Origin of the sequence: Algoriphagus sp. AGSA1, from assembly GCF_021390545.1 — a bacterium.
In the GTDB taxonomy this organism is placed as follows: domain Bacteria; phylum Bacteroidota; class Bacteroidia; order Cytophagales; family Cyclobacteriaceae; genus Algoriphagus.
In genome coordinates this window covers 1-19,451 of the sequence record NZ_JAJUWR010000049.1, presented here as the reverse complement: position 1 = coordinate 19,451, position 19,451 = coordinate 1, and the positions used below count along the sequence as shown (strand labels likewise).

16 protein-coding genes are annotated in these 19,451 nt (G+C 43.1%); 5 read left to right on the top strand and 11 right to left on the bottom strand.

From position 1 onward, the window contains the following. Positions 1-44: 44 nt before the first annotated feature. From LZF95_RS24450 to LZF95_RS24435, 4 genes are all read right to left on the bottom strand, one after another. On the bottom strand, positions 45-614 hold the full coding sequence (locus tag LZF95_RS24450) for an AraC family transcriptional regulator (RefSeq protein ID WP_233758008.1): 570 nt from the start codon (positions 612-614) through the stop codon (positions 45-47). Between the two features lie 857 nt (positions 615-1,471). Continuing rightward, complete coding sequence (mobC, locus tag LZF95_RS24445; RefSeq protein ID WP_233758006.1) at positions 1,472-3,457, bottom strand: conjugal transfer protein MobC; 1,986 nt, start codon at positions 3,455-3,457, stop codon at positions 1,472-1,474. Between the two features lie 25 nt (positions 3,458-3,482). Continuing rightward, positions 3,483-4,769 (bottom strand): relaxase/mobilization nuclease domain-containing protein, encoded by a 1,287-nt coding sequence (locus LZF95_RS24440; RefSeq protein ID WP_233758005.1) that lies wholly within the window; start codon positions 4,767-4,769, stop codon positions 3,483-3,485. Then, a complete protein-coding gene (locus LZF95_RS24435) occupies positions 4,754-5,140 on the bottom strand; it encodes a hypothetical protein (RefSeq protein ID WP_233758004.1) in 387 nt (128 codons plus the stop codon). The genes LZF95_RS24440 and LZF95_RS24435 overlap by 16 nt, the downstream gene beginning before the upstream one ends. Before the next feature lie 322 nt (positions 5,141-5,462). On the opposite strand from LZF95_RS24435, the gene LZF95_RS24430 reads away from it, so the two are divergent. Both LZF95_RS24430 and LZF95_RS24425 read left to right on the top strand, forming a co-directional pair. Further along, complete coding sequence (locus LZF95_RS24430) at positions 5,463-5,744, top strand: hypothetical protein (RefSeq protein ID WP_233758003.1); 282 nt, start codon at positions 5,463-5,465, stop codon at positions 5,742-5,744. Positions 5,745-5,769: 25 nt separating this feature from the next. Further along, positions 5,770-6,027 carry a hypothetical protein gene (locus LZF95_RS24425; protein ID WP_233758002.1) on the top strand — a complete coding sequence of 86 codons (258 nt, stop codon included), beginning with the start codon at positions 5,770-5,772 and terminating at the stop codon, positions 6,025-6,027. A 538-nt stretch (positions 6,028-6,565) separates the two neighbouring features. Here LZF95_RS24425 and LZF95_RS24420 read toward each other — a convergent pair. From LZF95_RS24420 to LZF95_RS24410, 3 genes are all read right to left on the bottom strand, one after another. Then, positions 6,566-7,402 (bottom strand): RteC domain-containing protein, encoded by an 837-nt coding sequence (locus LZF95_RS24420; RefSeq protein WP_233758001.1) that lies wholly within the window; start codon positions 7,400-7,402, stop codon positions 6,566-6,568. An 85-nt stretch (positions 7,403-7,487) separates the two neighbouring features. Further along, entirely contained in the window at positions 7,488-8,336 is an 849-nt protein-coding gene (locus tag LZF95_RS24415; RefSeq protein ID WP_233758000.1) for an RteC domain-containing protein, read from the bottom strand. A gap of 22 nt (positions 8,337-8,358) precedes the next feature. Then, positions 8,359-9,912: a terpene synthase family protein gene (locus LZF95_RS24410; RefSeq protein ID WP_233757999.1), complete on the bottom strand. Its 1,554-nt coding sequence runs from the start codon at positions 9,910-9,912 to the stop codon at positions 8,359-8,361. Between the two features lie 295 nt (positions 9,913-10,207). On the opposite strand from LZF95_RS24410, the gene LZF95_RS24405 reads away from it, so the two are divergent. Further along, a complete protein-coding gene (locus LZF95_RS24405) occupies positions 10,208-10,660 on the top strand; it encodes a MauE/DoxX family redox-associated membrane protein (RefSeq protein WP_233757997.1) in 453 nt (150 codons plus the stop codon). A gap of 334 nt (positions 10,661-10,994) precedes the next feature. Continuing rightward, positions 10,995-11,276, top strand: a complete 282-nt coding sequence (locus tag LZF95_RS24400) for a hypothetical protein (protein ID WP_233757995.1) — start codon at positions 10,995-10,997, stop codon at positions 11,274-11,276. A 65-nt stretch (positions 11,277-11,341) separates the two neighbouring features. On the opposite strand, the gene LZF95_RS24395 is transcribed toward LZF95_RS24400, so the two are convergent. The 4 genes from LZF95_RS24395 to LZF95_RS24380 form a co-directional block, all read right to left on the bottom strand. Further along, positions 11,342-12,721, bottom strand: coding sequence for a RagB/SusD family nutrient uptake outer membrane protein (locus LZF95_RS24395; protein WP_233757993.1), 1,380 nt, complete (start codon positions 12,719-12,721; stop codon positions 11,342-11,344). 146 nt (positions 12,722-12,867) lie between these two features. After that, a complete protein-coding gene (locus LZF95_RS24390) occupies positions 12,868-16,086 on the bottom strand; it encodes a SusC/RagA family TonB-linked outer membrane protein (protein WP_233757991.1) in 3,219 nt (1,072 codons plus the stop codon). Then, positions 16,083-17,843: a TlpA disulfide reductase family protein gene (locus LZF95_RS24385; RefSeq protein WP_233757989.1), complete on the bottom strand. Its 1,761-nt coding sequence runs from the start codon at positions 17,841-17,843 to the stop codon at positions 16,083-16,085. The genes LZF95_RS24390 and LZF95_RS24385 overlap by 4 nt, the downstream gene beginning before the upstream one ends. Positions 17,844-18,223: 380 nt before the next feature. Next, positions 18,224-18,436 carry a hypothetical protein gene (locus LZF95_RS24380; protein WP_233757988.1) on the bottom strand — a complete coding sequence of 71 codons (213 nt, stop codon included), beginning with the start codon at positions 18,434-18,436 and terminating at the stop codon, positions 18,224-18,226. Positions 18,437-18,790: 354 nt separating this feature from the next. Here LZF95_RS24380 and LZF95_RS24375 point away from each other — a divergent pair, with 354 nt between their 5' ends. Further along, entirely contained in the window at positions 18,791-19,336 is a 546-nt protein-coding gene (locus LZF95_RS24375) for a hypothetical protein (protein ID WP_233757987.1), read from the top strand. Positions 19,337-19,451 lie beyond the last annotated feature (115 nt).

Sequence of the window (19,451 nt, the reverse complement as noted above, 5' to 3'; positions counted from 1 at the left end):
CGGAAAAGGCAGGCAAAAAGATCAGCCTATTGCATCAGTCGCATCTATAATTTATCCCAAGATCTTCTTTTCGTATTACCTTTTTTATATTCTGTCACTGATTGTCCCGTCACTTTTTTAAACTGGAAGGATAAATAATGAACATTATTATATCTTAGCTTTAAGGCAATCTGGCTTAAAGTAAGTTCATTATACTCGAGCAGTTCTTTTACCCGCTCAATCTTCAGATGGATTAAGTATTTTTCTATGGTTTTGTTCGTGTATTTTGAAAAATGTCTGCTTATTGAGCAGTAGTTTTTACCCGTTTTTGTACTCATGTACAATGAAAGCGATTCATATTCTTTATTGTTCTCTATATGGGTCAGATAGGATATTAAATTGATTCTGATCTTTTCGAGAAACATATCATTTTCATCTTCTAGAAGTTCAAAACCCTGCTTTTCCAAAATTTCTGATATGCTGCTAATTTGAATTTCAGAAGGAATGCACCTAATGCGGGCCTGTCCCATTTCGACTTGCAGAACTTCGGCACCCAATACCCTAAGTTCGTCCCTTACCACTTTTATGCATCGTGGACAAACCATGTTCTTGATTTGGAGATTTAATTCTTTCATGATTGTAGGATGATATTTATAGCGAGATGAACCACTGTTTTATCTGCTTAGATTTTAATTTTTTAGAGGTTACGAAGCGGAAAGTGCCTACTACTTTAATCTTACTAGGGGTAGACACAAAACATAAGGTTGAACTATGAACGATAGGTTTTGAAGCAGTTTTCCCCAATTATTTTTCAATAAAGTACCAACTAAACATAACTTGTCATAAGCATTATATTATCTAGAATAATTATTCGTTTATTGTTCATGTAAAAAGGTTTTGGACATACCTCCCTATTTCAAGATTTTCTTGGTACAAGAGTATCGTCTAACCAGCCCATAATCAATGTGCCCCATTACCGATTGATGTTTCGAAGGCGAAGAGGTAGAATGGAATTTGCTCGGAGTCCATCATTCCCTTGCTGATTCTATTGGGAAACCATGATCTATTTACTGGTCATTAATCAGTTTTCTTATTAAATAGAAGATAACATAGAAACTATAGCATATCCCATGAAAAAGTAACTGTTTTTGCTAAAAAAAATATAGAAACGAAAAATTATGTCCCCCAAAAGGTATTAGGCTTATCTTACCATGTGAAAAATTTCTTAGCCCGTTACGTGCAGGAAATATACCAGGCGGCATTCAATAGAACATGGGAGCATTAATCCCACAGATATGGTAGAAATCGCCACAAAGTGTCCTTGGACTCAAGTAACATAATCGGTTTATTATGTTCCTCTTCTGTTTGCATTATACTGGATATAATTAGATGGGCCTCATATATTAAATCATTTAAGATCTATTCACAGTATTGATTTACATCGGGGAAAGTCCGAAACCTATACTATTAAACAATTTAGTTTAACTACAATTTAATTTCCTTTCCTAACTACCAAATGTTTCTGCCCTGGATCATTCAGTAGCCTATCCATTTCAGAAAGGATAATATCCTGCACATCCTGCTTGATCTGGAGGTAATTGCGCTGAACAATAGTGCTACTTATCTTTCGGATTTCAGGTATGGGAACATAGTTTTCCTGCTCCTTTTTCAAGGCATTATGGTCATTGATAATCTCCGAATGAAATGCTTTCAGACCCATTTTACAGTCCGGGTTATCGGCTACCATCCCCACAAATTCTCCTGATGAAAGAGAGGATATGGTGGAAGTTGGAACAGCTGATTCCAGCTGTTTTGATTTGCTGATGGAGGTATCCGCACTGTTGATCGAAAGGCTCTGTCTATTCTGCATAATCTTCCCAATTCGATCCGATAATTGTTTGGCTGAATCTCCATTTACCTGTCCCGAAACAATGTTACCCACTATGCCTATGATCACATCTGCAAGCTCCCGCCCATAGTCTTTTCGTAGCTGGCTGAGGTCCTGAATACCCAATGTGGTGGCTACTTTATTACTCCTCGCAGTAGCGATCAAACTATCCATTCCATTCAAATAGATGGTCGGAAATTCATCGAAAATCAGACTGCTTTTTAGCTTTCCTTTCTGGTTCACCAACTTCACCAGACGGTTTACATAAAGAGAAAGTACGGCTCCATAAATCTGTATTTTCTGTGGGTTGTTTCCCATACAAACCAGCTTTGGTTCATCGGGATTATTGATATCCAGCGTAAAATCATTACCGGAAAGCACATAGTACAACTGTGCTGAGGAAAGCCTTGCCATGGATATTTTCGCTGAAGCAATCTGGCCTTCCAGCTGTTCCATCACATCATTCAGGTAAGCATTCACAAAGGGATTGATCAACACATCGATATCCTTTTCTGTCCTTAAAACCGTGAACAACTCATCGTAATCAGCCTGCATCAATTCAATTACATGGGGTAGCGTACAAAACTCACCATCGTTATATTTTCGCAAAAACCAGATGATGGCTGTCAGGAAATTGATCGGTGATTCCACAAAAAAGTCTCCCTGCTTTTTGATCCATTCCCTGTTCAACCCCATCAAAATAGTCCGTGCTGATTCTGCTGCATCGGTAATATCCAGCATAGTTTCCGGTGCAAGCGGGTTGCAGCGGTGACTCCTGGTGAGGTCATCAAAATTGATCACATAGAACTCGGGAACAACTTTATAAACAGCCTTATTTTTTAACCAGGTATTGTAAACAATGGATGAAAGATCATCGAATTTGAAATCATATACAAACATGGAAAACCCCTTTTTGATGTGCTGGGTAATCACGTGACGGATCACAAAATAGCTTTTTCCCGATCCCGGAGTTCCTAATACCATCAAGCCACGGAAGGGATTGATGATATTGATCCAGCTGTTTCTGAGCCTTCCTTTTAGGTTATATTTTGCCGGCAGGTTTACCGAAAACTCATTCTCAATCAGCCGTTCTTCCTGAGGAAAAGTCTCATTTTCTGAATTGAACACATCGTTATTGAGCTTGGCATGGATAATTCTGGACAGATTTGTTCCGCCTGAAAGGATAAGCAAAAAACCCAGTGAAGTTACCGTCATATAGACAATTGAAATCCATTCTACGCTAGCTTGAAACTGTAGTATAAAATAGCTCGCAAAGTAAATACCGAACCCTAATCCGCCATATAAGAAAGCAGTTTTAGTGCTCATTTCCTCACTCTTTCTTCCCTTAATTCCCAGCAGGGAAATCCCCAGCATCGCCAATGCGATCAACTTCGAAGTATGAAAACCCAGAAATAGACCTGTATTTGAAATATTCTTCAGCACACTATCTGTCAGTTCAGATTTAAGACCCCAATCATTGAAGGTAGCATAGCAGAAAAAATAAAAATGCAGCCCCAAAACCCCGATCCCCATCAACCGGGTCATATCCAAAATCTTGCGTAACCCCTGTTCGTTTTCGCCTGTCTGCATGCCCATCTTCCCGTGATTTAAGTCCTTATTTTGTTACTTTTTTCTTCTTCTTCCGTCTCTTTTTCCGCCACTCAAAAGGCAGATAGCTATAGGTTTCATCCGGTGACACCACTGTTTCCAACAGCCCCCTTGAAGCATTTAATGCTTGTTTTGTTTGTCCAATCTCCTTCATTATTATTGATGTCTGACTCACTTGCTTATCCTCCAATTGACTGCGCGTCATTGTCAGTGATCCCGGTCTAACCCCACACTTTTCTGATTGAGTACCTATCCTATCCATCAATCCTTTGGCGCTATAGTTTTTACCCAATGCACTCCCATTGAATACACACTTGGTCCGGTGATCGACAAAAGTGATCCCATACAGCCTCCCCTCTTGGTTCTCTCTTTTTATGGTGACTATCCCCTGCTTTTCCAGACTTTTTATCACCTCATCAAGACTCCTTCCAGGCATCTTCATCAGCGTTAAATCAATGGCAGAACGGATGGTTTTAAGTTGTTTTTTACGCTCCAATTCATTCGTTTGAAAGCGAGATTCTATGGAATTCAGCGTTGCTTTAAAATAAAAGCTACTTGCTTTGATCGGCACCCCGACCTTGTTTCCCTGATCATCCAACACCCGATAAACCAATCCCCTGTTTTTGAAAACCCGTGACTCTTCTCTTCCCCTATCGGCCACTATCCGGTATTGGTTAAGTACAGCGTTCAGCTCAGGCAGGGAAGTGAATTTGTAGTTTTTGAGCACATGCTGAAGCACATTTCCTATAGCCCGTTTGGTTTCTGATTTACCATAATCCAGTCTGGAAATGGCAACTGGTTTGGCGATAAAAAGCCCCTGTTTTTGGGACTCGGCAGGTACCAACCCAAACTGTTTCTCGATGGCTTTTCGGGTCGGTTCGGACCTGAGTTTGCCAATATTATGTAAAGGAATCCGCCTTCCGACAAGCTCAATATTCGTCGTCACAATATGCAGGTGCGGGTGCCCTGCATCGGTATGTTTATAGACCAGGTAAGGCTGGTTTTCAAAGCCGATCCCACGCATATATTCATTGACTATCTTTTGTAATTTCCCTTTTTCAAAATCCTCTCCGGGAGCAAAATTCAATGAGATATGAACTGCATTTACTGACGTTCTGGAGTTAAGACTTGCCAATTTGAGCAAGTATTTCAACCGTAAATCAGTAGCCTGTTCCGCATTTTTCATGGGATAATTCTGGGCTAAAATTAATTCAGCCACGCTCTCATTCACCTTATTTTCATTGTAGTGAAATGGCCGTCTTAGGGAAGTACTGGTCTTTATGATTGCAACCATTTCTCTGCGGTTTGATCAATAAATCTGTTCACTTCCTTCAATGCTACTTGGATATTTTGCTCCAATTTCTCAAGCTGGAAACGGTTAGAATCTTTTTCATTTTCAGTCGCCGTATTCATCTTTTTTGCCAACTGGTTGTAATTGGTGGCAAGGCCATGGAGATCACGTTTCAGTGCAGTCAACTCCTTTAAAAGTTCCTGCATACCGGTATCCCGATACCTGCCAATCACCAGCTTTTTTAGCAATATCCTTCTGGAATATTCACTCAGATTATCATGCACTGTCTCTTCACAATTTGCTTTTAACTTCAGCAATTCCCGGTCAGTCAATCGGATATGCAGCCATTTGTCTCTCTTGTTTTCTTCCTTCATCGCAGTTCATTTTCACAGTTCAACAGCTTTTCAAACTCAAACCCCACGACTCCGGAGTAAGGGGTTTCAAGATCCGGTTGTGATACAACCGTACATCTTGCCGATTTCGGATGACACAGGAAATCCCGTTAGCTTTTTAAGGTTTTTGAAGCTTTGGAAAAATCTCTGGCCATTCATTTCATAACCCGAGTCGGTAGGTGATACAAGTATAAAAAGTGAAGGGATCAATTACCTATCCTGATCAATTTCTAAATAGGCTCAAATCATTGGATCAGAGTAGCTTTAGCCATGAAATTATTTTAAATCTAAAATCAATGAAGCTATGGCTAATGCATCACTTGAAACAATCTACGATACACTCCTTGCCGTACCCGGAATGCACGACACGGTAAAGATTGATTTGAAAATTCCCCGTAAAACCGTTCTACTTTTAACAGAAGTTATTACAAGAGGTATGGAACAAAAACCAGAATCAGGAAATCCTGCAATCCGGATTTCCAAAGAGTCAGAAGAGGAACTGAAAACCATTATCTCAGAGAGTCTGGAAAAAGCCGGATTGACTATCCTAAGTTCCAAACTCAAGGGTTTAACAAATCACGGTTGATATTAGCAACGAAACCAATCAACTCATGGAACGGAAAAAAACAGAAAAGCCAAATTGGGAGGAAAGAACAGACCCTGATGCAAATCCACTAAACTCTTTCGGTCGGGACAGTGATTTTACAGATGAGCTCATCAAAGGCATTTGTGAAAAAAATGAGACAGTATCTCTCGCATCTGATGAAAACACTAATAATTCAGCCCTTCAGAAGAGGAAAGTGAAACCGGACGGAAATGCTACTTTCAAAAAGAAACGGAGTACCAGAAAAAAACGTGGTATTCGTTGAACCAATATCATCATTTGTAAGAAATTAAAACAGCGCTTTTTTTTAGCAGAGTCAATTTATTCTAGGTTAAAGCTTAAAAAAATTCAGACAGCCTAATTAGAATTTTTGTGATCAAATCTGACTTATCCCAAAGAACTCATGGACGCAAGGAGTGAATTTTTTGGGATGGGGCAGATCTTCTTTCGCCTAAGCCCTTTTCCGCCGGAAAAAGGAAGTGGGCTGTAGGTTCTGCTATACTTTTTTCTGTTTTATCAGAATCTTTAATTATATACCGCCCCCTTTCAATCAGAAATATGCTCCAAAAAAATAAAACCAGCATTCCCAGGATCATCATTGGAATACTCACAAGCATTAGGAATCCCTCAAAAGTAGATAGTAAGACTGCTTTGCGATACCTAGAATAATGCTGCAAGCCTCCAGGTCCTCGCCGGTAAAACCTCCTACGATTCACCCATACCCGCAACGCAAATCCTCCTGCCAAAAGACAAATTCCTACAGCTACTATAAATACATCTTGCCAAAACATAGCTTATCCCTTTCAATATCCCATATCCGTATCATCCATCCGTTTTACCAAACTGTCTTTTAGGCTATCCAGAAATATGGTTCTGTTTTTCTTTCTGCCACGCATGCTCTGAAAGGTGCGGTAGAAGTTTCCTACCTGCACATTAAACAGGGACTCCATCAAGGTGATGATTGCCTTCACATCACTCTTCCCATGATTTACTGCTCCCCTGGAATGCAGGGCATAGGCCAGCTCGATTAGACCGGATTTAGAATCGGTCCATTCATGCCCGGAAACTTCACTCACTCCGGCATCACTCCCCATTTCCAGCCTATGGATGATTTTGCGGATATGATCGGTCAAATTTTCATAGGCCATAATCTTGGCCAGCTTGCTGCTGTTGACGGTAGAAAAGGTGGGGTCAAAATCAAAGGAATAGTCACGGATCAATGACACAGGCAAAGAATTCCTCATAAACAGTTTTTCATCCAGATCACTTTTCCCCAGTTGGTAATAAATGTAGAGCTGATGATTCCTGACAAAAAACTCCTGGATCTGGTCCAACACATGGGGGAAATAGCTTTTGATCTGTTCCTTTTTTCCAATTGGCTTTTTCGCCTCTATGTAAGTAAGCTCGGAATAGAAAATCAGTTCCTTAAAGAGCAGGGGCTTGTATTCCTTAAAAAACAGAATCTCCTCTTCATCATCGCGGAATGTATAGCCTGCCATAAATTCCTTCAATCGGATCAAAATCGCATTGATCTCCTGACAACATTTCTCCGCTTTTTGTAATTCATTTGAAGTTTCTTTCACCACCTCTTTCAGCGATAACTCGATCTCCTCAAAAAGCCTTTCTACAAATGCTTTCATATCCTCCTTGTTTATTAACAAAACTCTGAATGCCTCTCAACTCACTCAGCGTCATTTTTTATCCTAAATCATTTCTAATGAACTATCATCCTTTTGATTCAAAACTGTCCATATAAGCCTCCAGACTTTCTTTGCACCTGTCAAGAAATACTGTCCTGTTTTTCTTTCTGGATTTGATTTCCAGGAAAGTTCTGTAATAGCCATGCAGTTCTACACCAAAAACCTCCGACATAATGGTTACCAATTCTACAACACTGGCATTTCCGTAATCAACAACATTGGACACTTTTATGGCATAGACCAATTCCACCAGATCTGCCTTGTTTCCTGTCCAATTCAATGATGGATTTTTATCCTCCCCAATCGAATCTTGAGTATCATTTAGAACCAACAATTGATCATGGATATAAGCAGCCAGCGAAAGAGTCCCCATAATCCTGGCGCAGTATACCGTATAGACAGTACAGTATCTGGTGTCCAGCGTATGCCAGAATAGATTAGGTTTATATACAGGCGCTTGGGCACTTCTCAAGAAAAACACCCGATCCTGATTATCTTTCTTCATCAGGAGGTAATTATATAGGTTTTGGTTGTTTTGCAGGAACTCCTGCACACTTAGCAACTCCTTTTCGTAGAATTTTCTGATTTCATTTTCGGGCCCGGCCGGTTTGATAGATTCCATATTGAACAGTTCGGAGAAATACACAGACTCCCTGAGTAAGTAGGCCATATGAAATTTGAAGAATTCTATTTCCTCTTCTTCGGACACAAATTCATAGTGGTCCATAAAAAGCTTGATTTCGTCCATCGCCCGATCCACCAGGTGAAAAGCAGATTCAAACTGGATGAGTTTGTTTTCACCGTCCAGTTTCAGAATACCCAGCTCGTTTTTTAATCTGCTGATGATCCGGTCAGAAAATCTTAGGATATCCATAGTTTAAAAATTTATTCACGAATCAATTCTTTTTGTACCGGGGAGAAATCGACAGAGACCAGTGGACTGTTCCGGCAATCTTGTATTTAATCTGCTTGAGGTATTTCAGGATGCCGCTGTTTTCAGGCTTATATTCCTCTCTCCATTTTCTCTCCAGCACCATAAATTCTTCCAGAGTCTCCGCATGCAGATTCAGAACTTCCTGCTGGGCCATTGTGAAATCAAGCTGCTTATAATGCATCATCAGCGCCACTGCATTCATATAATCACCCCGATCAGCTTCCTTTTGGTAGGATATCAAGTCATTGGACAGGTAAATCAGCTTGGCTGCCAACCCACGGAGATCGGCTGTTTTCCTCCAGTCTGAACAATCACTTGTAAATTTCTCGCCCGATTCAAATGAACAGAGTGCCAAGGCTAGATTCCCTCCTGAAAAAGCCGGTCGGATAACCTGATATTCTTCCCAAGTAGGTAACGTCCCCTTATCTTTAAATTCCGCTTCAATTTTATTCTTTTGCATATAATTCAGAACCTCGAAAAATATAAGCCCCTTCAATTCCTTATGGCCTGAAACCAGCGCACCGAATTCTGTGGCCAGATCACTAAAAGCATTAAGGAAAACTGTAATACGATCAGGATTAAATCCCAATGGTTTATCATCCAGGATGTTTTCAATACCGGTCAGGAGGTAATCCCAAAAACCTGCTTTCTGCCCGACATGCAAATCATCTGTCATATCATCCAGATAAAACAGCCAGAGGTAGAGCTTGGAAATCCAAACCCCTTTTTCAATATCAATTTCCGGATACAGGCAGGAGGACAGGTAACTGAATTTTTGTTCTTTGTAATAGGTGATCTCATCGTTGTTCCTAAGGATTGAATGGAAGTGAAAAGCCCAGGAGACAGTTTGCTCCTCGATTTCAGCTGCATCAGTGTGGACATAGGCAGGAAATGGATAGTGTAGCAATTTTCCAAGTTTTCCACTTTTATCAGCACGTTTTTTACCAGTGGACTCTTTCTTAATACGTGCTGCTGTAGCGTAGCTTACCCCCAGCAGGCTCGCCTTTTCATTATTGGTCAGATCATAGGTGAACTTGGGGAACTTCTCTTCAATCACCCGGAGTTTGTCCCGGTAGTTCATCTGGGTAAATGCATGCCATTCCACATCCGCATTCCGGACTTTTGCTATCTGGGATTTTGAAAAATCCGTGAACTCAGGTATTTCTTTCAGCAATATCTCCTCATTTGGGTAGGAAAGGCTTATATAAACAGATTCTCCCAAAGACCTAAAGCGATATTTACTTGGCATCTGTGTCTGATAAGATTCAAAATCCATAAATACATCACCCGGAAAGTAAAGTCTGGATAACTTACCCATATAGTACATCCCGATCATTCCTTCCACCAGAAACCTGGATTCGGTTTCGACAGTACCGGCATGACGGATGGTAGCTTTCCGTTTAGCATTCCTTATTTCCAGAAATTCTCCTACTTTTTCAAAAGCACTATCACTCACTTTGCCTTCCAGTCCGAAAAGTTTCTTTAAAAACGTTGGATCCAAATCATACCCATTCATGATGATATCTGTTTAGATTAAATTGTACTTCCAATTATAGAACTCCTTGCCAGAGCCTACATTTAAATTGCCTTTACAGTTGAAGAGCCAACTGTTGAACTTGCTTAGTTCCTTTGTTTAGTTAAAAAAACAGTAGTTCAGTTTAAAATCTCAACTCCTAAAAACCAAGTAATCAAGTACTTTATTTTCCCGATACCCCTGAAATTGTATAATTGATACACTTTTTTTGTTTATCACCCAACTTGTGAATTCCGGATTTTAATAATCCCCAACTTTCCATTGAACATAACCCTGAATGGAAAACACAAAAAAAATAGCTATCCCAAGTATCCTGTTAATCCTCTTGTGGACCTATACAGGGTTTGACAAAATCATTCACTGGGAGACTAGCAGAAAGGCGTTCCATAACCAGACCTTTCCTGCGGAGCTGGCAGAAGTATTGGCCTACACAGTACCAACTGTTGAGTTGCTGATTGCCCTGCTCCTGCTCTTTTCGGTTAGCAGATGGTGGGGATACCTCTCAAGTATCCTCCTCCTCACCGTCTTTACCACCTATGTGGGACTGATCTGGGTAGGAGCTTTTCCCAGAGTTCCCTGCAACTGTGCAGGGATTTTGGAAAGCCTGGGATGGGCGGAGCACTTGATGTTAAATCTGCTGATGCTCGCAATAGGTGTCTATGGTTTACACCAAAACCAAATGAAAAAGCCCAAGGAATATACCTCAGGCTTTCAGGATATTAAGTTTTAATCAGAATAGAAGCATACGGCCTCTAAGGATCAAATTTAACGAATCAAGTCGATAATTGATTGCAAACAAAAAAATCCAGTAAAAAAACGGGGCAGGAAAAGGCATTATCCCACCCCAAAAAATAGCTAAATGAGAATCAAATCAATAACCGCATCACCTGTCTCCAAATCTGGAAGTGGAGACTCCAGACTACACTGGGTGGTGTAAAAGGGCGATGCCGAAAACCCTTTAACAGAGTAGGCATTTTAACCACTTCCGGTAAACAGCATGTAGCTCAATCCGGAAACCCTAAACGTTTTCCCTGTTTTTGATCTGTTAAAAAACAGGATACTATATGAAGAAGCTCGAGGGCAAGTTGCCCCTATTAGCGTTTGTTGTAGCTGCCTTCGCGGCAGTTGCTTTTACCAGTCCCAAAGACTTTGATCCCGAATATGCCCAGGATCCAGTAGATCAGGCAATTTGGTATGATCTAAGCAATGAGACTCCCGGAGATGATACCTATACCTGTGACCTTAAAGTCACTGATGTATGTACACGCTCACTTCCGGATGATATGGCTCCTGCAAAGAAAAACGGAGAATTCATTATCAATGGTGAACTGGAGGAAGTGGAATAGTTCGACTTTCTGTTATAAGGGGCATTCCTACAGGGATGCCCCTTTTTCATTTTTATACAGATCTTCTACCGTGGATTTTGAACCATAGGATTGTATTGGATTTCCAAAGGTGGGATAGGTAAGGCATACTTCGGAGAATCCGGTGGCAACATTGCTATCTCCTCTCGCTCTGGATTATATTCACGGCTCAGTGTCACCGCCAAATCAGGATAAGAGTTGTAGCGCCGAAGATCCGACCACCTCACTCCTCTGCAAAACAGTTCCTTTCTCCGCTCCTCAACTATTTGTTTCATCAATTCACTCTCCTTCATTTCTCCCAATGGAATGAAACTGCCCGTCCTATACCTGTTTTCATTCAGCCTGTTCAGCAGCTCCACTGACTCCCCTGTCTTTCCCAATCTCGCCGCAGCTTCTGCCATATCCAACATCACCTCATCCACGGCCAGTCCTGAGAAATAATAAAAGTCCCCCGTATACCTTCCGCGAACAGTAAACATTCCCTCTGTCCTCGAAGGCTTGAAAAAGTACTCCAATCTGAGATCAGCACTATCATAAAGCGTAAGCAGATCAGGGTTTACAAAGGTGTTGGCGTTGGTTTCCACCCTACTGCTGGATATCTGCCGGTAAAAGATTACTTCAGTGTTAAACAATTCAAAAGAGTAGTTTGACGAAGGATCCAAGGAATTATAATCCATCAGCGTATCATCGATCTCCAATGCATTTTTGGCATGCAGATACGTATTTTCGTAATCCTTCATCGTCAGATATACCTTGCTTAACAGCGCCTCACTTGCCCAGACCGAAGGCCTGACCGGCCTGTCTTCCTTAACCGGAAGGATCTCCAACCCAGATTTTAAATCTTCGATGATTTGTTCATAGACTTCTCTTTGGGTCGCTCTATCCTTTTTCACATTGATATCCGATGTCAATCGGACTGGAACACCTAGCTGATCTGGGTTTCCCTGATCATAAGGCTGGGAGTACAATTCCAGCACCTCGAAATGCCCCATTGCCCTAAAGAATTTTGCCGATGCTTCCAACACCGCCATACGTTCTGTTTCCTCTGCTGAGGCGGGTGTGTAGTCCGCCAATCCATCCAGTACCACATTGGCATAAAAGATCTTGGTGTAGGGAGCAGACCAACTTACATCCGATGTACCGTCCACAAACACTTCATCTTCCCAGAAATAGGTAGCCCGTTGTGAGAAGGATACTTGCTGAAGAAGTGCATTTCCCAATACCAGGTCATCGGCACTCAATAACCCCACAGATGGCGACCTGTACATCCCACTGGGCTCTGCATCCAAAAGCGCCTGAAAATCATCCAGGGTTTGGGGGATTGCCAAACTAATGGATGGCTTTTCATCCAGAAAGCCATTGCAGCCCCAAAGGCATGCCAGGCAAATAAATCCGAGAAAGCTGTTTATATTTTTTATCGTAATCATTGTTTTTATCGTTGGACAATCCATCCGGCGGCAGTAACCAGCTGCCGTCCCCTCCTCTGCGTCAGTCACCTGACCCTTATGAAGAAAGCTATAAAATTCTGTAGAAGAGGTTTCTTTTACCGGATGGACTGTGGTTAGTACTAATGTTAAAGGCCCATTCTCAATCCTATGGAGAATGAAGTCAAGGGCGGGTTGAAGATATAATCCGGGTCTTCTATCCGGTCACTGGCTTTCCAGAGTATCCCCAGATTATTCGCATAGCCATAGACTTCCAGGGATTTACCCGCAGTGGAAAACAGCTGTGGGAAACTATAGGCCAGCCTGATATCCTGAAGGCGGATATGATCCCCCTTTTCTATTAAAGAAGAATTATTGAATTGGAACCGGGTCCGGAGATTGTTTACACTTTCAGGGTCTGAAGGAATAGCTGTTGTCAATTCATCACCGGGGTTTTGCCATCTCAACCCATAATCCGAATGGCTGATATCCCCCCTGTTCAGGTTGTCATAGTTGACCGTAGGCCTGACAATGCTATACCCCAAGCGGTAACTGATGTTTAGCGAGAGCGACCATCCCTTATAGTTCAGCGTATTTCTTAATGCCCCAAATACGGTAGGCCTTGAACTTCCATGATAAACCAGCTCATCTATTTCCGCCTCATTGATAATACTGGCATAGTCCGTACTCGGCTCACCGTCCACAAATCCCATGGGATCCCCGGTAGCCGGATCCAGTCCTGCCCAGGCATAGCTGAATACATGATAGAGTGGCTTGCCCAATACAGGCACAGGTACTACAGAACGGGAAGTCACAATCTGCACCGGCGAAGGCTGGGACTCAAAATCCACCACTTTCTCGTTTACCGTGCTTAAGAAGAAATTGGTCAGCCAGACAAGTTGACCCTGGGTATTCCTTGAATTCAGTACCAGGTCCAATCCCTTGGTTTCTGTGGAAGCATAATTCCGTGTTGCTGACAACACCCCCGAAGAGGGAAACATGGCCTGTTCGCCCAACAGGTCTAGCCCTGCCTTGGTGTAATACTCAAATGACCCGTTAAGCCTGCCGTTAAAGAGATCAAACTCAGTACCCACATTGATAATCTTTATCCGTTCCCAGCGTAGTTCTGCATTGGGTGGACTGATGATGTTCAGGTAGGGATGGCCGATGAGGGTATTGGAACCTGCACCAAAGTAATTTGCGGTAGTAAAAGCAGTGGCATTCGGATTGGTATTCCCATTATAACCGAAGGAAGCTTTTAGCTTCAGGTAGTCCACCGCATCAACATTCCAGAACTTCTCTTCCGAAAGTATCCATCCTGCTCCTGCGGACCAGAGTGGAACGCCCCGCTGATTGGTATTCACCCCAAAAATATTTGAGGCATCTTTTCGGGCACTGCCCGTGATCAGGTACCTGTCACGGAAAGAGTATCCCATATTCACAAATCCGGAAAGGTAGCGGTTGGTATTTCCCGAAAATGATTCGGCAAACGGAATAGAAGCCGGGAAGCCGATGGAATACCGGGTATAAAATTCATTGTAGTTTACAGGAGCAGAGGTTCCGTTACCAGGGTTATACCCATAAGCCCGGTTTGCACTTCCCGAGGAATTGAAATCCTTGGCTTCAAATCCTGCCAAAACATTCAGTTCATGGTCTTTCCCAAACTGCTTCGTATAGCTCAGCTGGCTTCTGAAGTTATGGCTTTGGGAGCGGGTTCTATCCTGGTCTAATATACCTCCCATAGGTACCTGATACGTTAGCCCTCCCTGTGCATCCACCTGCGTATAATCATTGATCAGATCCCTGGCCAGATAGGATTCCACAGGATTCAGTGTTTCCCCAAACCGGACATTGTTCCAGTATTGGTAATAGGCCATTGCTTTCAGCCCCGGAAGAATCTCATAATCTACCTGTGCATTCAACCGAAGTTCATTGGTACGGATCACGGTAGGACTCATTCCCAGCTCCTCCAGCGGGTAATATTCCCAGTCCAGCAACCCTACCCCATCCAATCCCTGTTTGAACCGGTTATTATAGTCTCTGTAAACAGGCAGTGGATTTCCCGCTTCATCGGCCAATACATCGTAGGGATAGAGATTGGCAATGGAAGGCACGGCACTTGAGCGGTTGCCTAAAATGGCATTTGCCCCCACGCTGACCTGTAACCTGTCCTTTGCCAGCTTCCAGTTCTGACGGGTGAGCAGGGTAAATCTGGAATCCGAGGCTGTCCGGCTGGACCCCCTGTTATCATCCCAGCCTGTACTGATCAGGTAATTGTGTTTTTTTGATCCCCCGGAAACATTCACCGCATACTGCTGCTGAACCGCAGGCTGGTATATAAAACGTTCCAGTTCATTCCTAACATCCCGGGAACGGTAGGCATCCAGCGATTCGGAAAGTTCCCTATCCGAGATCATCCCTTCCCGGTGTGAAAGCAACGTCTCCACCACAGGGGAAAGCCGTGTCTTCCGAAAGGAATTTACCTGACCGTCATAATAGCCCCGGTCAAAAAGAACCTGCTCCTTGTCCACAAAATCAGAAATGGACATCTGGGGTTGATAGAAAGGATCGGGCTGCTCTATCACCGTGGTATTTGCGGTAAAGTCCACCCGGAGCGGGGATTCAAACGATCCTTTTTTGGTGGTAATCACGATCACGCCATTTCCAGCCCTGGCTCCCCAGATGGATGCAGCGGCTGCATCTTTTAGTACGGTTATGCTTTCCACATCATTGGGATTAATTGCAGAAAGGTCTCCGTCATAGGCCAGATTGTCTATCACGATCAGTGGCTGATTCTCTCCCCGTATTGTACTGACTCCCCTAATGGAGATACTTTCTCCATAGCCCAGATCTGTTCTGTCCCGGTTGAAAATAAGACCGGGTGTCACATCTTCCAGTCTGTCCACCAGATTGGTACTTACCCTTCTAGTAACCAGTTCCCCGTCCAAAAAGGCGAAGGACCCTGTGGAACGTTCTGCAGGAAGCTCTTCAAAACCGGTTGACAAAACCTCCACTCCTTCCAGCTCATATTCGTCATCCAACACGATCAGCAGTTCTTCCGACAGGGGTACTTCCACCTGGATTTCCTTGGTCACAAAACCTATGAAACTCACCGTCAGGGTGGTTCTTCCCGCAGGAAGACTCAGCATAAATTCCCCCTGCCCATCAGTGGCAGTTCCCTGTGAAGTACCGGATACGACCACATTGGCTCCGGGCAGGGCAAGGCTATCGGTGCGCTGGAGCACCTTCCCCTTGACTTCGTATCTGCTTGTTGATTGTTGCGCCTGAACGCAGGCAATCAGCACAAACAGCCCTATGCATACTAGGAATAGCGCTTTCAAATTAGGTAACTTGATTTTAAAGTTCATCTGGATGCAGTTTTAGGTGAAGGAAAAGAAACAGTGCCCAGCAGCTCTAAAAAATTCTCTTTCAGCTGTGGGTAATCAGAACCACCGATCTTAAAAGCCCTGATGGTTCCGTCGCTATCAAGCAAAAAGGCACGGGGAAAGCCGACTATTTCATAGGTAGCTATCCAAGCGTCAAGGGCATCTGCTGTCATCCTGAGATTGGTCAGCTCTAGACTGGAATAATCCGCCAGCGCAGACTGCCAAAGTTCCCGGTCGGAATCCGCAGATATGCCTACCAGCTGAAAACCCTCTTTATCCGCCAATTCCTGATAAAGCGGCCACAGGTAGCGTTTGAAATAATTGGCGCTGTGTGTGCACGTGGAGAAATAAAAGTAAAGCAGGGTCGGCTGATCCACCACATCGGAGAGCATCACCGTATCCCCAGCTAAGGTTTCCAGTTCCATCGGAATCAGCGGTGCACCGGGAACCATGGATTCCTTTAGCTGAACCAGCCGGTCTCTCCAAGGTTGCGATTCTACTTCTGACAGGTAGGGTTCCAGCACTTTGGCCGGATCCCCGTATCTTCTCAGATTTTGCGTAAGAAAACCCGCTCCAATCCTATCCCGCAGTTCACCGGAATACTGTCGGTTCAGCACCTCATGAAACTGCTCTCCATTGATCAATGCTTCTACCAACACCCGTTCCAACTGAAGCTCCAGAAAGGCAGCTGAGATTAGGCGGGATTCATCCGAATATTCCCTGGACTGCAACACTGCAAGGTATCCGCTCCACCTTTTCAGTTCTTCCCTCCTGCCTTCTTCCCCCAGTATCGTAGTGAGTTTCCCATAATAAGACTTATGGAATACACTGAGAAGGCGGTAATAATACCTACTGTAGATCTCCAACTCCAGCAATTCACGTTGCCCGTCAGAGAGTCTGGAAGCATAAAACTGCAGGACATCCAATTGTCCTTGCAACTTCTTATCGCTCCCTTCCCATTGCTGATGCAATTGTTCCAGTCCAGCTCTTCCGAAGTTCCTAATTTCCAGCTGGCTTCCGAATTGCTTTTGGAAAGCCATCCATTCCTCCCTTCTCCCTTCTTCTTCCAGCATGGGGTTGTTGCCGGCCAGATACAGTCTCCGGGGCTGATCAAATTCTTCTGATGCCTGCTGTGATTGAAGAGCAGCCTGTGCCTGATAGAAAGAGGCTGATGGTCCCCCGAAAACAACAGAAAAGTCCAATAAGTCAAGCTCAATTTTCAGGCTGTCACCTGGACTCAGCAAATATTGGGAAAGTATTTTCCTGTTTCCCAGCGTCAAATCCATATATCCCGCACGGTCGAAATCAGGGATAGCCACCCTAAACTTTTCCTTTCGTGCGTCGAGTACGCCGTCAAAGAAAGCTCCCGGCTCTACTTCTGGAGTATAAACCTGCTGTCTGAAAGTTGACTTACTTCCCAAATAATACGGTGTAAATGTAATCTTCAACGGAGCCAACGAATCAGGATTGATGAGCTCCCCATAGATCATGGCTCCCACCGAAGCAGAAGAGCTTGCGCTCTCCTGCCCTTGACCAGAGTGATCAACCAAATCAAAATCCTCCGGCAGAGTATCGGAGCGGGTCACCCCGCCACGATGGGTGTCTCCATAATCAGTGGAGACCTGGGGCTGTGACCTATGAAGAAAATCCGCCCCAGGTGAATCAGCAACTTTTGCTGTCGTTGTGCTTCCGTATAGGCATAGCGATACCAGGAAGCATGTGAGTATGTTTTTTTTCATGCTTTTGATGTTTGTAATGCTGGGTGTCGGGTGACCGATGTCCAATGCGAGCACCGTCATTGCGAGGACGAAGGACGAAGCAGTCTCTGTCGCATTTCCGAGTCATTTCGACGAGGAACGAGGAGAGATCTCTTGAATCTTAATTCTTGCCTCTAGCTACTTGATACCTGCTACTTGATACTTCTCTTAAGACATAGCAATCCTACCTTGCCCAAACCGACCCACCACTTGTGGTGAGCCCGTCGAACCAGCAATAAATAAATACTAAGAAATGTGTCAGCTCTACCGGCTATTCTGAGCTTGCTGACGTGAGAGTGTAGTAACCGATCTGCTCAGGGATGTGCACCTCCCCTTTCACGGTCTTAAAAGTAACCCCATTCTCAAATCGGATTCTTGGGCTTCAGGGGATACAGGCGATCTACCGCGGCGATGCCGTGTTCCTCTGGAAGGATGTAATAGGTATTCTTCCCACTTCTGATCTGGGAAGAACTAGCTGACCCGCTTACCAACTGAGCATACCCTCCCAGCCTGTGGATCCTACAGGATACTGTCTGCAACAGAAAAGGAAGTAAATCAATCATGCTCGTTTTCATTAGAAATGAAAAATGGTAAAACGAGTCTATATCACGATAAAAATGGAGCACCATAGCCTGAGCACCTACTTCTACCGCATCACAAGGTTCCGACGCCTTCTAAGAACGATATCGATAGGGCCCAAGAGCTATAGTGCATACGAAAGTACGCATAATAATCCCTTGAGCATTAACCTACCGTCTCGTCTTAGATCAAATTGTCGGAATTTGTGATCGAGACTCTATTTGGTCAACACCAAGTATAAGAAAGTGTCTTCCAATTCTAATTTGAAGACATTCGAATTTAAGAAATTGAAAAATAATAAAAAACATTTTTGATAAAATTTGTCGCGACTTTTTGAAATCAATTTGTTCATGGCACAGATTGATGAAAAAAAGGCAGCTCTATTAAAGGCTAAAATTGAACGTTTGTTTTTGCTAACAGATCTAACATGGGAAGCTCTTCAAGAAGGCACTAAAATCTCTTCAGCAACAATCAGAAGAATACAAGACAAAAAAACTAATCTTTCGAAATCCAATATCAAGAAGATCAAAACATTTTTTGGATCTCCTCAAATGGACTTATATACTGATTCAGAGTTAGATTTTAAATCGAATAATGAGAAAGCTCCATATCAAAAATTTAAAGAAGATGGAAAATCCAATCCAGAATACTTCAAATCTGAAAATGAATTCTCCTCAGCAGCAGAATTTGTGAAATTTCAAATTCTAAGTAATGAAGAATTCGAGAAACCTTTAAAAAAGAGACAAATATTAGAAATTCTAAAATCAAGTCCAGGATATAAAGCAAAGTTCACTGAAGACTCTATGTCTAAAGAAATTGAAAGATTACATAACAAAGAAAAAATATTGGCAACTAAAGACCCAAAGAAGAACAAGTCTTACTTTTGTGATCGGTAAATAACAATGCACCACTTTCGGTAAATAAGAATACACCATAATTGGCAACAAGAGTGCACCAAAAGTAATCCCTGTGGGGCATGCCCCACAGGGATTCGGACTATTTTGCTAGTCT

Excerpts from the sequence above, each read along its gene's own strand:
- LZF95_RS24450 (WP_233758008.1), bottom strand. The coding sequence starts at position 614 with ATGAAAGAATTAAATCTCCAAATCAAGAACATGGTTTGTCCACGATGC.
- mobC (WP_233758006.1), bottom strand. The coding sequence starts at position 3,457 with ATGCAGACAGGCGAAAACGAACAGGGGTTACGCAAGATTTTGGATATG.
- LZF95_RS24440 (WP_233758005.1), bottom strand. The coding sequence starts at position 4,769 with ATGGTTGCAATCATAAAGACCAGTACTTCCCTAAGACGGCCATTTCAC.
- LZF95_RS24435 (WP_233758004.1), bottom strand. The coding sequence starts at position 5,140 with ATGAAGGAAGAAAACAAGAGAGACAAATGGCTGCATATCCGATTGACT.
- LZF95_RS24430 (WP_233758003.1), top strand. The coding sequence starts at position 5,463 with ATGGCTAATGCATCACTTGAAACAATCTACGATACACTCCTTGCCGTA.
- LZF95_RS24425 (WP_233758002.1), top strand. The coding sequence starts at position 5,770 with ATGGAACGGAAAAAAACAGAAAAGCCAAATTGGGAGGAAAGAACAGAC.
- LZF95_RS24420 (WP_233758001.1), bottom strand. The coding sequence starts at position 7,402 with ATGAAAGCATTTGTAGAAAGGCTTTTTGAGGAGATCGAGTTATCGCTG.
- LZF95_RS24415 (WP_233758000.1), bottom strand. The coding sequence starts at position 8,336 with ATGGATATCCTAAGATTTTCTGACCGGATCATCAGCAGATTAAAAAAC.
- LZF95_RS24410 (WP_233757999.1), bottom strand. The coding sequence starts at position 9,912 with ATGAATGGGTATGATTTGGATCCAACGTTTTTAAAGAAACTTTTCGGA.
- LZF95_RS24405 (WP_233757997.1), top strand. The coding sequence starts at position 10,208 with ATGGAAAACACAAAAAAAATAGCTATCCCAAGTATCCTGTTAATCCTC.
- LZF95_RS24400 (WP_233757995.1), top strand. The coding sequence starts at position 10,995 with ATGAAGAAGCTCGAGGGCAAGTTGCCCCTATTAGCGTTTGTTGTAGCT.
- LZF95_RS24395 (WP_233757993.1), bottom strand. The coding sequence starts at position 12,721 with ATGATTACGATAAAAAATATAAACAGCTTTCTCGGATTTATTTGCCTG.
- LZF95_RS24390 (WP_233757991.1), bottom strand. The coding sequence starts at position 16,086 with ATGAACTTTAAAATCAAGTTACCTAATTTGAAAGCGCTATTCCTAGTA.
- LZF95_RS24385 (WP_233757989.1), bottom strand. The coding sequence starts at position 17,843 with ATGAAAAAAAACATACTCACATGCTTCCTGGTATCGCTATGCCTATAC.
- LZF95_RS24380 (WP_233757988.1), bottom strand. The coding sequence starts at position 18,436 with ATGAAAACGAGCATGATTGATTTACTTCCTTTTCTGTTGCAGACAGTA.
- LZF95_RS24375 (WP_233757987.1), top strand. The coding sequence starts at position 18,791 with ATGGCACAGATTGATGAAAAAAAGGCAGCTCTATTAAAGGCTAAAATT.